The organism is Amycolatopsis sp. NPDC049159, assembly GCF_040648295.1.
GTDB classification, from domain to species: domain Bacteria; phylum Actinomycetota; class Actinomycetes; order Mycobacteriales; family Pseudonocardiaceae; genus Amycolatopsis; species Amycolatopsis pretoriensis_A.
The window spans coordinates 22517-34454 of sequence record NZ_JBEZDL010000043.1; the positions used below are offsets into that span (position 1 = coordinate 22517).

At 72.7% G+C, this 11938-nt stretch carries 14 protein-coding genes; 3 read left to right on the top strand and 11 right to left on the bottom strand.

Annotated elements, in window-relative coordinates:
* Positions 1-2: 2 nt before the first annotated feature.
* The 7 genes from AB0B33_RS45345 to AB0B33_RS45375 are packed head-to-tail and all read right to left on the bottom strand — an operon-like array spanning position 3 to position 6655.
* The gene (locus AB0B33_RS45345; protein WP_360784022.1) at positions 3-962 is read right to left on the bottom strand and encodes a nitronate monooxygenase; all 960 of its coding nucleotides are present in this window, start codon (positions 960-962) and stop codon (positions 3-5) included.
* A complete protein-coding gene (locus AB0B33_RS45350) occupies positions 959-2539 on the bottom strand; it encodes an AMP-binding protein (RefSeq protein ID WP_360784025.1) in 1581 nt (526 codons plus the stop codon). Before AB0B33_RS45350 ends, AB0B33_RS45345 begins: the two co-directional genes overlap by 4 nt.
* Positions 2536-3288 (bottom strand): enoyl-CoA hydratase/isomerase family protein, encoded by a 753-nt coding sequence (locus tag AB0B33_RS45355; protein ID WP_360784028.1) that lies wholly within the window; start codon positions 3286-3288, stop codon positions 2536-2538. The genes AB0B33_RS45350 and AB0B33_RS45355 overlap by 4 nt, the downstream gene beginning before the upstream one ends.
* Complete coding sequence (locus AB0B33_RS45360; protein ID WP_360784031.1) at positions 3285-4469, bottom strand: CoA transferase; 1185 nt, start codon at positions 4467-4469, stop codon at positions 3285-3287. The genes AB0B33_RS45355 and AB0B33_RS45360 overlap by 4 nt, the downstream gene beginning before the upstream one ends.
* Positions 4466-5185 (bottom strand): enoyl-CoA hydratase/isomerase family protein, encoded by a 720-nt coding sequence (locus tag AB0B33_RS45365; protein ID WP_360784034.1) that lies wholly within the window; start codon positions 5183-5185, stop codon positions 4466-4468. Before AB0B33_RS45365 ends, AB0B33_RS45360 begins: the two co-directional genes overlap by 4 nt.
* Positions 5182-6111 carry a hydroxymethylglutaryl-CoA lyase gene (locus AB0B33_RS45370; protein ID WP_360784037.1) on the bottom strand — a complete coding sequence of 310 codons (930 nt, stop codon included), beginning with the start codon at positions 6109-6111 and terminating at the stop codon, positions 5182-5184. The genes AB0B33_RS45365 and AB0B33_RS45370 overlap by 4 nt, the downstream gene beginning before the upstream one ends.
* Before the next feature lie 52 nt (positions 6112-6163).
* Positions 6164-6655: a MarR family transcriptional regulator gene (locus AB0B33_RS45375; protein WP_360784040.1), complete on the bottom strand. Its 492-nt coding sequence runs from the start codon at positions 6653-6655 to the stop codon at positions 6164-6166.
* A 100-nt stretch (positions 6656-6755) separates the two neighbouring features.
* On the opposite strand from AB0B33_RS45375, the gene AB0B33_RS45380 reads away from it, so the two are divergent.
* The gene (locus tag AB0B33_RS45380; protein ID WP_360784043.1) at positions 6756-8096 is read left to right on the top strand and encodes an MFS transporter; all 1341 of its coding nucleotides are present in this window, start codon (positions 6756-6758) and stop codon (positions 8094-8096) included.
* Here AB0B33_RS45380 and AB0B33_RS45385 read toward each other — a convergent pair.
* Complete coding sequence (locus AB0B33_RS45385; RefSeq protein WP_360784046.1) at positions 8093-8971, bottom strand: RNA polymerase sigma-70 factor; 879 nt, start codon at positions 8969-8971, stop codon at positions 8093-8095. The genes AB0B33_RS45380 and AB0B33_RS45385 overlap by 4 nt on opposite strands.
* Positions 8972-9106: 135 nt before the next feature.
* Between AB0B33_RS45385 and AB0B33_RS45390 the strand changes: the two genes are divergently transcribed.
* A complete protein-coding gene (locus AB0B33_RS45390; protein ID WP_360784049.1) occupies positions 9107-9580 on the top strand; it encodes a carboxymuconolactone decarboxylase family protein in 474 nt (157 codons plus the stop codon).
* 24 nt (positions 9581-9604) lie between these two features.
* On the top strand, positions 9605-10216 hold the full coding sequence (locus tag AB0B33_RS45395) for a class I SAM-dependent methyltransferase (RefSeq protein WP_360784051.1): 612 nt from the start codon (positions 9605-9607) through the stop codon (positions 10214-10216).
* Here AB0B33_RS45395 and AB0B33_RS45400 read toward each other — a convergent pair.
* The 3 genes from AB0B33_RS45400 to AB0B33_RS45410 form a co-directional block, all read right to left on the bottom strand.
* Complete coding sequence (locus AB0B33_RS45400) at positions 10209-10730, bottom strand: sigma factor-like helix-turn-helix DNA-binding protein (protein WP_360784054.1); 522 nt, start codon at positions 10728-10730, stop codon at positions 10209-10211. The two genes, AB0B33_RS45395 and AB0B33_RS45400, sit on opposite strands and share 8 nt — an antisense overlap.
* The gene (locus AB0B33_RS45405) at positions 10727-10936 is read right to left on the bottom strand and encodes a hypothetical protein (protein ID WP_360784057.1); all 210 of its coding nucleotides are present in this window, start codon (positions 10934-10936) and stop codon (positions 10727-10729) included. The genes AB0B33_RS45400 and AB0B33_RS45405 overlap by 4 nt, the downstream gene beginning before the upstream one ends.
* A gap of 223 nt (positions 10937-11159) precedes the next feature.
* Complete coding sequence (locus AB0B33_RS45410) at positions 11160-11918, bottom strand: HAD family hydrolase (RefSeq protein WP_360784113.1); 759 nt, start codon at positions 11916-11918, stop codon at positions 11160-11162.
* Positions 11919-11938 lie beyond the last annotated feature (20 nt).

An 11938-nucleotide genomic window follows, 5' to 3' on the forward strand; every position in this document is an offset into this window, starting at 1 on the left:
GCTCAGGTGATCGGCGGGAGTCCGGCGCGCGCCGCCCGGTACTCCCGCACGATCCGGGCCACGATGTCGGCCGCGGGCAGCACGGAATCCACCAGCCCGGCCGACTGGCCCGCTTCGAGCTTCCCCTCGGCGACCTCGCCGTGCAACGCCGCATCGCGCAGCGTGGCCGCCTGGAAAGCCTTGCGCCGCAAGTCTTCCTCGGCGCCGGACTCCTCCAGGGCCAGCATCCGCGCCGTGAAGTCGTTGTCCAGGGCGCGGATCACGCCCAGCCCGTGCCCGACCGTGCGGGTGCCGTCCACCCCGGCCGCGACCACCGCCTCCTTGTACGCGGGGTGCACCGACGCCTCCGTGCTGGCCAGGAACCGCGTGCCGAACTGGGCGGCGCCGGCGCCGAGGGCGAGCACCGCGGCCAGCCCGGCACCGTCCGCGATCCCGCCGGACGCGATCACCGGCGTCGAGGGCACCGCCGCGGCGACCGCGCGGACCAGCACCGACGTCGTCACCATCGCGGGCGGCGGGTGGCCGCCGGCCTCGGCGCCGACGACGACCAGGCCGTCGACGCCGGCGGCGGCCGCCTTCAGCGCGTGCGGCACCCCGGCCACGACGTGCAGGCAGCGCGTCCCGATCCCGTGGAACCGTTCGAGGTACCGGCGCGGCCCGCCCTGCGACGCGATCAGCACCGGCGGCCGGTGCCGCAGCACCAGCTCGATGACCTCGTCGACGCCCGCGCGGTACAGCGGCAGGTTGACCGCCCACGGCCGCGACGTGCCCGCGGCCACCTCGGTCAGCACCCGGTCCAGGTCGGACAGCCGCATCGGCCCCGCCGCCACCACGCCGAGCCCGCCCGCGTTCGAAACCGCCACCGGGAGCGCCGAAGACGACGACGCCCACGACATCCCGGCCTGCACGATCGGCAGGTCGATCCCCAGCAGTCCGGTGACCGACGTCGAGATGCGGGTCATGCCCGCTCCAGCAGGGAACGCGCGTGCGCGGCGAGCCGGTTCTTCTGCACCTTCGAACTCGCGGTCATCCCGATCCCCTCGAAGCCCTCGACGATCCGCAGGTGCCGCGGCACCTTGAAGCCCGCCATCCGCGCCCGCGCCCACCCCAGCAGCTCCTCCTCGGAGACGCCGGGGCCGGTCAGCACGACGAACGCGAACGGCACCTCGACCAGCCGCGCGTCCGGCACGCCGACCACGGCCGCCTGGCGCACCATCGGGTGCCGGTGCAGGGTGTCTTCGATGTCGGCCGGGGCCACGTTCTCGCCGCCGACGCGGATGATGTCCTTGGTGCGGCCGGTGAAGTGGAACCGCCCGGTCTCGTCGAGCAGCCCGACGTCGCCGGTGGCGAGCCAGCCGTCGGCGTCGATCGTCTCGGCCGTCTTCACCGGGTCGTCCAGGTAGCCGACCATCACGTTCCAGCCGCGCACCAGCACCGCGCCGGGTTCGCCGGGCGCGCAGTCGCGGTCGCCGGCGAAGTCGCGGATCCGCACCTCGACGCCGGGTTCGACGGCCATCGCGCCGGACGCGCGGAGCTCTTCCGGCTCCCACCAGGCCGACTGGGCGACGTTCGGCGACGCCTCCGAAAGCCCATACCCCGCAACGCATTCGCGCGCGCCGAGCTCGTCGATGACCCGCCGGATCACGGTCGGCGACGCGGCCACCCACGCGCCGCGCAAGCACAACTCCCGCGATGGCCGCGAGGGGTGGTTGAGCAGCAGCAGCGCGATGGTGTCGTTGCCCGAGAAGTGCGTGCAGCGCTCGGCTTCCAGCAGCCGCAAGGCTTCTTCCGGCTCGAACTTCGGCATCGTCACCAGCGTCGTCGCGTGCTGGATCGACGCCAGCACGGACAGCGTGCTGCCGGCGACGTGGAAGAACGGCCGCGCGGAGTGGAACCGGTCGCCGGGGCGCAGGCCCATCCGCGCGCCGGAGAAGAACGCGTCCGCGCACATGCTGCGGTGGGTGAGCAGGACGCCCTTCGGCCGCGACGTCGTGCCGGACGTGTACTGCACCAGCAGGACGTCGTCGGGAGAGCCGACCGGTGCGGGAGCCGCCGAAGCCGCGGCCAGGAACTCGTCCCACGAAGAAGCGAAGGGAGGAACGTCGTCGCCGAGCACGACGACCTTCTCGAGCCCGGGGAGGGACTCGACGCCGATTTCCCGCAGCATCGCGGCGAAGTCCACGTTGAGCACCCGGGACGCCACGAACAGCATCCGGACACGGGCGTGCTCGAGCGTGTAGCGCACTTCGCCGGCGGTGAACCGGGTGTTGACCGGCACCGCGACCGCGCCCGCCGCCCCGATCGCCAGGAACAGCGCCACCCAGTCCGGGCCGTTGCCGAGGCAGATGCCGACGCGGTCGCCGCGGCCGATCCCGGCGGCGGCGAGCCCGGCGCGGACCCGCGTGACCCGCTCGGCCAGCTCGCCGTAGGTGATCCGCTCGGTGTCCGTGACGACGGCTTCGACGTCCGGCGCGAGCAGGGCCGCGCGCGCCAGCACCTCGTGCGTGGTCAGCGGGCAGGCGGTGCGCAGGTCGGTCATCGCGGTTCTCCGTTCCCGGCGGTGAAGCGGGCGACGCCGTCGCGCCAGCCGCCGTCGGCGAGGCACTGTTCGATCGCCGCCAGCTCGATGCGGATCCCGCGGTCGAGGTCGGTTTCCGAGCCGAGGTCGACCGCGCGCTTGGTGAGCGAGATGGCCAGCGGCGGCGCTTTCGCGATGCGCGCGGCCGTTTCGTCGCCGGTCTCGGCGAGCGCGTCCGCCGGGACGACGCGGGTGACGACGCCCAGGTCGGCGGCCTCTTCCGCACCGAGCGGGCGGTTGGTGAACAGCAGTTCCTTGGCCCGGCGCTTGCCGATGGCGCGCTGCAGGCGCTGGGTCGCGCCGACGGTACCCCAGTGCGGCTCCGGGAACCGGAAAACCGTCCCCGACGCGGCCAGCGCGAAGTCGGCGGCGAGCGTGATTTCGCCGCCCGAGCCGACGACCGCGCCCTGCACCAGGGCCACGACCGGCACCCGGCACTGCTCGATGGCGGCGTACGCGGCGAAGGAGGCGACGCGGCGCCGCCGCACCCAGGCGGCGTCCTTGCCGGTGCGTTCCTTGAGATCGGCTCCCGCGCAGAACACCGGCCCGCGCCCGCTCAGGAGCACCACCCGGACGTCGTCGTCGAGCGCCTCGAACGCCTCGCGCAGCTGGTGGCACATCGGCAGGTCCACGGCGTTGCGGGCCTCGGGCCGGGTCAGCTCGACCCGCGCGATCCCGTCTTCGACGGTGACGCGCACGCGCTCGGTCATCGGATCACCCCCGCGGCCCGCAGGCCCTCGATTTCGGCCGGGCCGAGCCCCAGGCCGGCCAGGACGTCGTCGGTGTCGGCGCCGAGCCGGGGCGGCGTGCCCACCGACGTCGGCTCACCGCCAGTCTCACGCAGGGGCGTCCGCAGCGCCGGGAACGTCCCCTCCGCCGGGTGGGTGAACTCGCCGACGACGCCCCGCGCGACGGCGTGCGGATCGGCGAGCGCTTCCCGCACCGAGCGGACCGCACCGGCCGGGACCTCGGCCGCGCGCAGCTCCTTCACGAGCGCGTCCCGGTCGTGCCGGGCGATCGCGCCACGCAACGCCTTCATCACGCGGGCACGCTGCTCGACGCGGCCGGAGTTGCCCCGCAGCACCGGATCCGCGGCCAGGTCGTCGAGCTCGAGGACCGCGCACAGTGGACCCCAGTGCTGGTCGCTGCCGCTGATGTGCAGCCATTCCCCGTCCCCGGCCTGGAACGCCGCCGACGGCACGCGGCCCGGGTGCTCGGTGCCGGTGCGCACCGGGTCCTCGCCGAGCGCGAAGAGCCGGGCGGCGTTGAGCGCGTGCAGGCTCAATTGGACGTCCATCATGGACACGTCGAGGTGCCGGCCCCGCCCGGTCGCCGCGCGCCCGGCCAGCCCGGACAGCACGGCGATGACCACCCAGAGCCCCGAAGTCAGGTCCGCCACCGGGATCCCGGTCTTCGACGGCGGCCCGTCGGGCTCGCCGGTCATCGCCATCACGCCGGACAGCGCCTGGAAGACGGTGTCGTAGCCCTTGCGGTCGCGGTCCGGGCCGGTCTGCCCGAACCCGGTCGCGGACACGTAGACCAGGTCCGGGCGCGCCAGGTCCGCGTACCCGAGGCCCATGCGGTCCATCGCGCCGGGCAGGAAGTTCTCGACGACGACGTCGGCTTCGGCCGCCAGCTTCCGCGCGACCTCCTGGCCGCGCGGGTCCTTGAGGTCGAGCGTCACGGACTTCTTGCCCCGGTTGAAGGCGAAGAAGTACGCGCTTTCACCGTGCGGCAGCCGGGGTTCGAAGCCGCGGGTCTCGTCGCCGGTGCCCGGGCGTTCGACCTTGACGACGGTCGCGCCGAGCTCGGCGAGGATCTGCGTCGCCAGCGGCGCGGCGAGGACGCGGGAGAAGTCGAGGACGGTGATCCCGGCCAGCGGGCCGGTCATCGGCGGAACCCCCGCATCAGCGCGTTGACGTCCTGCCCGGCCCGCATGGCGGCGTCGGCCGGCAGGTCGGCGACGCGGTAGAAGAGGTCCTTCGCGGCGGCGATCGCCCGCGGTTCGACCTTCGCCCAGTGCTCGGCGATCGCCAGCGCGGCGGGCAGCACTTCGGCGGGGTCGGCGACCCGGTTGACCAAGCCGTGCTCGAAGGCCTCGGCGGCGGTGAGCAGGCGCCCGGTGCTGACCAGCTCGAACGCGAGCTTGCGGCCGAGGTGGTGCACGAGCCCGGTCATCACCAGCGCCGGGACGATCGAGTGCCTCAGCTCGGGGTAGCCGAACTTGAGGTCGGTGCCGGCGACGACCATGTCGGCCCCGATGGCGAGCCCGGCGCCGCCGCCGACCGCGGCACCGCGCACGGCCGCGATCACCGGGATCCGCAGCTGCCGCGCCTGCACCTGCAGCTTCGCGGTGAGCGCGGCGCGGTCCAGGACGGCATCGGCGTGCTCGGGCGTCAGCTCCGAGAACTCGCCGAGGTCGGCGCCCGCGCAGAAGCCGCGGCCGGCGCCGGTGAGCACCAGTGCGCGGATGTCGCGGTCGGCGTCGGCCGCCGAGAAGGCTTCGCTCAGGTCTCGGGTGAGGGCCGTGTTCAGGGCGTTGAGCTTCTCGGGCCGGTTCAGCGTCAGGACGCGGACGGCGCCGTGGTCCTCGGCGATGACGGTCACGGGGTCTCCTGGTTCGGGGTCGGGGTGAAGCCGGCGCGGGCGACCATGCTGTGCAGGGGACGGCCGAGAGCTTCTTCGCAGGCGGCGGACGCCTTGGCGAGCTGGTCGAGGTCGATGCCGGTGTCGACGCCCATCGCGTCGAACAGGCTCACCAGGTCCTCGGTGCAGACGTTCCCGGTGAGGCCGGCGCCGTAGGAGATGGCCGACGGGTGGCCGCCGACGCCGCCCATCGCGGTGTCGAAGTTCCGGCAGCCGGCGTCGAGGGCCGCGACGGCGTTGGCGATGCCGGTGCCGCGCGTGTTGTGGAAGTGCGCGACCACCGGCACCGCGGGGTCCAGCCGGGCGAACAGCGCGCGGACCGACGGCGGGGTCGCGACGCCGGTCGTGTCGCCCAAGGTGACCAGGCCGGCGCCGAGGTCGGCGAACCGGGCGACGTCCTCGGCGACGCGGCCGGGGTCGACCGCGCCCTCGAACGGGCAGCCGAACGCCACCGACACCACACCGACCAGCTTGAAGCGGCCGCCGGCCAGTTCGACCATCTCGGTGACGCGCTCCCACTGCCCGGCTCTCGACGTGCGCAGGTTGCGTTCGGTGTGGCTTTCGCTGGCCGAGACCAGCAGGCTCAGCTCCTCGGCGCCGTGCCCGGCGTCGAGGTCGGCCAGCGCGCGCCGCACCGCGCGCGGGTTGGGGCAGGTCGCCTTGAACCGGACGCCGGGGCGGCGCCGGATCCGCGTCAGGATCTCGGAGGCGTCGGAGAAGCCGGGCACGCGCCCGGGATGGCTGTAGCTGGTCGCCTCGATGCGCCGGAACCCCGCGTCCGCGAAGGAATCGAGCAGCGCGACCTTCGTCGCGGTCGGCACGAACTCCGGCTCGTGCTGCAGCCCGTCGCGGGCGAAGCACTCGCAGAGCGTGACGGCGTCGGGCATCGGGCCACCTTTCGTTCGGTGGCTCCAGATCTACGCGGCCGTGTTGACAAAGTCAACAGTTGGTGTCGCCGGGGTGGGCGCGCTCACGCTCCTCGACGGCCAGTGCGAGGTCGGCGAGCTTGTCCAGCGCGCCGCTCAGCGTCGCCGCCTCTTCCGGGGTCAGCGCGGCCAGGAACTCGGCGTCGCGCTCGTTGGCCGCGGTGATCAGGCCGCGGTAGACGCGGGTGCCTTCGGTGGTCAGGGCCAGCTGCGACGTGCGGCCCGACCCGGCCGTCCGGTCCACCAGGCCGCGCTCGGTCAGGCGGCTGACCACCCGGCTCATCTGCGCTTTGTCGAGCCCGGCGCGGCGGGCGAGCCGGTTGAGTGTGAGGGTGGGGTCGGCGGCGATGAGTGAGATCGCCCGCCATTCGCCGAGGCTGACGTCGAACTCCCGCCGGTAGCGCAGCGCGGCGCTGCGCGACATCGCCGACGACGTGCGGGAGAGCCGGTAGGAAAGGAGTCCCGAAATGGGCACGAGGTCTCGGCCGTCCGCGCGTTCCGCCATGCCGGTCATCGTAGCCGTTGTCGACCAGGTGTTGACAAACTCAACACTGGATGCCGACACTGCTGCCGCACGCCCCGCCTGACGAAGGAGTCGAGTAGCGATGGCCGAACAACCCGCCGTCACCGGACGGCCCCCCGCGGTGGGTGACGCCGAACGCGCGTCGACCTACCGGACCATCGCCCTGCGGGTCATGCCGCTGCTCGTGGTCTGCTACGTGGTCAGCTTCATCGACCGGACGAACATCGGCATCGCGCAGCAGGGCCTCAAGCGCGACCTCGGCTTCGGCTCGGCGGTCTACGGGCTCGGCGTCACGCTGTTCTTCGTCGGGTTCATCCTCTTCGAGGTCCCCAGCAACGCGCTGCTGGCGAAGATCGGCGCCCGCAAGACGCTGGTCCGGATCATGGCCACCTGGGGCGTGGTCACGATCGCGACCCTGTTCGTCCAGGACGAGCTGACGTTCTACCTCGCGCGGTTCCTGCTCGGCGTGGCCGAAGCGGGCTTCTTCCCGGGCGCGCTCTACCTGCTGTCGCGGTGGTTCCCGTCCGCGCGCCGGACCCGGATGACCGCTGTGTTCTTCATCGGCGTCCCGGTTTCCGGGGTGCTCGGCTCGCTCGTCTCCGGCTGGATCATGCACTCGCTCGGCGGCGTCGGCGGCCTGGCCGACTGGCAGTGGCTGTTCCTGATCGAGGGCATCCCGCCGATCCTGCTGGCCGTCGCGGTCGCGTTCTTCCTCGCCGACGGGCCCGAGCGGGCGAAGTGGCTGACGCCGGCGCAGAAGGCGCTCGTGCAGGCCGACCTGGAAGCCGAGCGGACCGCGAAGGCGGACACGGCGGAACGGCACGGCGGCATGCTCTCGGCGTTGCGCGACCCGAAGGTCTGGATCCTCGGGCTGTGCGCCTGCGGGGCCTACACGCTGGCCAACGCCGTCTCGTACTGGACGCCGCGGATCATCGCCGAGGCCGGCGTCGGCGACGTGCTGAACCTCGGCTTCTTCTCGGCGATCCCGCCGCTGCTCGGCATCGCGGTGATGCTGCTGGTCGGCCGCCACTCCGACCGGACACTGGAACGCCGCTGGCACGCGGCGGTGAGCTGGCTGGTGGCGGCGGTGGCGATGCTGGCGCTCGCGTTCTCCGGCGGCAGCGTCCTGGTGGTGGTCATCCTGCTCGCGGTGATGGCGGCGGCCCACTACTCGGGCCTGACGGTGTTCTACTCGATCCCGTCGATCTACCTGACCGACCGCGCGGCCGCGACGGGCATCGCGGTGGTGACGTCGATGGGCTCGTTCGCGGCCGCGGCTTCGCCGTCGTTGCTGGGCTTCATCCAGTCGGCGACGGGGAGCCTGTCGCTGGGGCTGGTGATCAGCTCGGGGATCGTGCTGCTGGCGGTCGGGGTGCTGCTGGCCGGGGTGAAGGCCGCGGACCTCAAGGAGAAGCACCGCTAGCGGCGCAACGTGGTCTCTTCGTCCAAACGGGACAGTTTCGCCGGGTTGCGCACCGCGTACAGGCCCGTGATCAGGCCGTCGTCGACACGCAGGGCCAGGACCGTGTCGACTTCGCCGGCGCGGCGCAGGACCAGGGCCGGGTGGCCGTTGACCTGCGCCGCGCTCAGCGTTCCCGTCGCGAAGTTGCCGATCCCCGCCGTGAGCAGGCTGGCCACCGCGGCCGCACCCGTCACCGGGGCCGGGACGGCCTGGACGACGCCGCCGCCGTCGCCGAGGAAGACCACGTCCGGGGCCAGGATCTCCAGCAGCCGCCGGAGGTCGCCCGTCTCGACCGCGTGCCGGAACGCGTCGAGCGCGTCGCGGGACGTCGTGGGGGAGACCGGGCCGCGCGGCCGGCGGGCGGCGACGTGCGCGCGGGCGCGGTGCGCGATCTGGCGGACCGCCGGCGCGGTCTTGCCGACGGCTTCGGCGATCTCCTCGTAGCCCAGGTCGAACACCTCGCGCAAGACGAACACCGCGCGCTCGGCCGGCGTCAGCGTCTCCAGGACCAGCAGCATCGCCATCGAGACGCTGTCGGCGAGTTCGACGTCTTCGGCGACGTCGGGCGCGGTCAGCAGCGGCTCCGGCAGCCACGGGCCGACGTAGGACTCCTTGCGCCGGCCGAGCGTCCGCAGCCGCATCAGGGCCTGGCGGGTGGTGACGCGCACCAGGTACGCGCGCCGGTCGCGCACCCCGGCCAGGTCCACGCCCGCCCAGCGCAGCCACGTCTCCTGCAGCACGTCTTCGGCGTCGGCCGCCGACCCCAGCAGCTGGTAGGCGACGGTGAACAGCAGGTTCCGGTGGGCGAGGAACGCCTCGGTGGCGGCGTCGGCCATGCGGCTCCTCCTTTCGCTCGCTTTCCCACCGGATGCTCGCGGGGGCCGCGGTGTGACCGTGACGGTCGTCACTGTCACGGGACCGGGGTGGCCCGGCATCTCCCGGTCGTCCGGTTCCGACGGAAGGACGAGACCATGGAACCCCGCTTCAGCCTGACCGACAACGAGATCGGCGCCGAGTTCGCCCGGCGGTTCGGCGCCGCGAGCCAGGCGATCCTCCGGTCGCCGCTGCCGAAGACCACCCAGGAGCTGGTGTCGCTGCGCGTCAGCCAGATCAACGGCTGCGGGTGGTGCGTCGACGTCCACACCAAGGAGCTCGCCGCCGCCGGCGAGGAGGCGGTCCGGGTCAACCTGGTCGCCGCCTGGCGCGAAGCCACCGTGTTCACCGAGGCCGAGCAGGCGGCACTGGCGCTGGCCGAGGAGGGCACCCGGATCGCCGACGGCGCGCCCGGCGTCTCCGACGACACCTGGGAACGGGTGCGCAAGCACTACGACGACGACCGGACCGCCGCGCTGGTCGCCCTTATCGCGCAGATGAACTCGGCCAACCGGCTCGCCGTGATCGTGCACCGGAAGGGCGGCTCGTACGAGCCCGGCATGTTCGGCTGACCGGTTCGTGCTTCGCTGAGGGGCATGGCGAAGACGCAGCGGTGGCGGCGGTACTGGGACCGGAAGTCCGCGACGTACGACGCGGAGATGGCCGGCTGGGACCGCCGCCTCTTCGGCGACTCGCGCGAGTGGGCCTGCGGCCAGGCGGGCGGCGACGTGCTGGAGGTCGCCGTCGGCACCGGCCTCAACCTCCCGCACTACCCGGCGGGGGTGCGGCTCACCGGCCTCGACCTCAGCGAGGGCATGCTCGCGGTGGCCCGCGCCCGCGAACCGGCCCGCCCGGTGACGCTGCGCCAGGGTGACGCCCACCGGCTGCCGTTCGCCGAGGCGTCTTTCGACACGGTGGTCTGCACGTTCGGCCTCTGCGCGATCCCCGACCCCGCGGCGGCGGTGGCGGAGATGACGCGGGTCCTGCGCCCGGGAGGCCGGCTGATCCTGGCCGACCACGTGGTGTCGACGTCGTGGCCGGTCCGGGTGGTGCAGTGGCTCCTGGAGCTGGCGAGCATCCCGTTGGCAGGCGAGCACTTCCGGCGGCGGCCGCTGGTGCTGGTGGCGGCGGCCGGGCTGACGGTGGAGCGGCAGGAGCGGTTCAAGCTCGGCTTGGTGGAGCGGCTGGTGGCGAGGAAGGTCAGCTGATCGCCTTCCGCAGGCGGTACGAGGCCTGGCGGCACGCGTTGGAGCAGTAGTGGCGCGGCCGGCCGAGGTCGGACGTCGCTGAACGTGGCGGCGTGACGGGGCACGGGCACATCGAGCAGAGGATCGATCCCGGGGCCAGCTCGAAGTAGCCGTGACGCGCACAGTGACCGAGCTTCACGGCTTCGGTCCCTCCCATGATCTCCCCTCGCACCCGGTCCGGAACGACAGCTTGATCCGAGTCGAGGTAGTCGCGAAGAACGCCGGAACGCGACGGGTGGCGCAGTTGCCGGAGGGCTGCTGTTTCAAGGCGCGACACGTCGGCCAGGCGCAGGGAAAGGATCGCCGCTGCCTCGGCACGGGAACGGGGAATGTTGTCGCGCAGGCCGAACCGCAGAACGATGATTTCGGCCTGCCTTGCCGACAACGTGGCCAGGGCGGACTTGAGCTGCTCCAGGGCGAGGACCGCGGCGAGGCGACGGCTCCCGTCAACCACAGTCGCCCGTCGGCGCGTCATGGCTGGGCCTCCTCTTCGTCGTTTTCAGCATCGCTTCTGAGCCGAGGCGCACGGCGGCTGTTCAGCCTGCGGAAAACCTGGGTCGCCTCGGTGAAGATCTTCGGCACGTCTTCAGATCGTGCCTGGCACAGGGCCACGATCGACACCACGCCGAAGCTCGCGATGAGCAGCAGCATCGGTGACAGGTAGATGAGCAGCGTCAGCATGGCGACCTCCGGGCACGACGAAATCGCCGGACTCACCCGGCGGAAATGGGCAGAAAAAAAGCCCCGGCCGGATCGGCGGGGCTGGTGGGCACACCAATGCCCGAACTGCGACCAGATTAGCACAGCGAAAACGGCTGAGTCGTGCAGGTTCTGCCCTGGTCGGGAAGCCGAGGGGGTAGGACGTGGTGTCCTACCCCACTTTCGTAACGCGCCGCCCGCAAGCTCAGCTGAGCAGCACGCTCTCCTCCAGCCCCGCCAACAGCGCAGCAGCGTCGTCGTAAACCGCGACCGCGCCGGCCTCCGTCAGTTCCGCCGCGCTCACCCCGCCCGAGCGGACCGAGACCGTGCGCACGCCCGCCTTCGTGGCCGCGTGGACGTCCCACACCGCGTCGCCGACGAACACCGTCTCCTCCGGGCGGGTTCCGGCGCGCTCGAGGGCCGCGAACACCGGCTCCGGGTCGGGTTTCGTCGCGTCGACGTCCGCGCCGGAGACGATGCCCGTGACCACGTCGTCGACGTCGAGGACCTTGCGCAGCACCGACAGCTCGTCCGCGCCCGCCGACGTCGCCAGCACCACGCGCACGCCGCGGCCGGCCAGGGTGCGGAGCAGCTCGGGGGCACGGTCGAACGGGCGCAGCAGTTCCGCCGTCTCCAGGTAGAAGCGGCTGTGGAGCTCCTTCGCCCGGTCGCCGATGCGGTCGGCGTCCGCCTCGCCCAGCAGCGTGCTCAGCAGCTTGCCGGACCCCTTGCCGATGGCCCGGTGCACGCGCCACGAGTCGACGGCGCGGTCGAGCTCGGCGAACGCGCGGTGCCAGGCGTGGACGTGCAGGTAATTGGAGTCGACGAGCGTGCCGTCGACGTCGAACAGGACCGCGGTGGCGATGGCAGGCTCCTCACGTCGATGAGTTCCTCCGGGTACCCCCGCCCGGTTCGATCTACACGCCGGGTGGAACGGGATCGTCGCGTTTGATCGGTTCCGCAGCGGTTACCCGATCAGTCGAG

What these genes read in the sequence shown, in the direction of transcription:
- AB0B33_RS45345 (WP_360784022.1), bottom strand. Translation starts at nt 962, where the DNA reads ATGACCCGCATCTCGACGTCGGTCACCGGACTGCTGGGGATCGACCTG.
- AB0B33_RS45350 (WP_360784025.1), bottom strand. Translation starts at nt 2,539, where the DNA reads ATGACCGACCTGCGCACCGCCTGCCCGCTGACCACGCACGAGGTGCTG.
- AB0B33_RS45355 (WP_360784028.1), bottom strand. Translation starts at nt 3,288, where the DNA reads ATGACCGAGCGCGTGCGCGTCACCGTCGAAGACGGGATCGCGCGGGTC.
- AB0B33_RS45360 (WP_360784031.1), bottom strand. Translation starts at nt 4,469, where the DNA reads ATGACCGGCCCGCTGGCCGGGATCACCGTCCTCGACTTCTCCCGCGTC.
- AB0B33_RS45370 (WP_360784037.1), bottom strand. Translation starts at nt 6,111, where the DNA reads ATGCCCGACGCCGTCACGCTCTGCGAGTGCTTCGCCCGCGACGGGCTG.
- AB0B33_RS45375 (WP_360784040.1), bottom strand. Translation starts at nt 6,655, where the DNA reads ATGGCGGAACGCGCGGACGGCCGAGACCTCGTGCCCATTTCGGGACTC.
- AB0B33_RS45380 (WP_360784043.1), top strand. Translation starts at nt 6,756, where the DNA reads ATGGCCGAACAACCCGCCGTCACCGGACGGCCCCCCGCGGTGGGTGAC.
- AB0B33_RS45385 (WP_360784046.1), bottom strand. Translation starts at nt 8,971, where the DNA reads ATGGCCGACGCCGCCACCGAGGCGTTCCTCGCCCACCGGAACCTGCTG.
- AB0B33_RS45390 (WP_360784049.1), top strand. Translation starts at nt 9,107, where the DNA reads ATGGAACCCCGCTTCAGCCTGACCGACAACGAGATCGGCGCCGAGTTC.
- AB0B33_RS45395 (WP_360784051.1), top strand. Translation starts at nt 9,605, where the DNA reads ATGGCGAAGACGCAGCGGTGGCGGCGGTACTGGGACCGGAAGTCCGCG.
- AB0B33_RS45400 (WP_360784054.1), bottom strand. Translation starts at nt 10,730, where the DNA reads ATGACGCGCCGACGGGCGACTGTGGTTGACGGGAGCCGTCGCCTCGCC.
- AB0B33_RS45405 (WP_360784057.1), bottom strand. Translation starts at nt 10,936, where the DNA reads ATGCTGACGCTGCTCATCTACCTGTCACCGATGCTGCTGCTCATCGCG.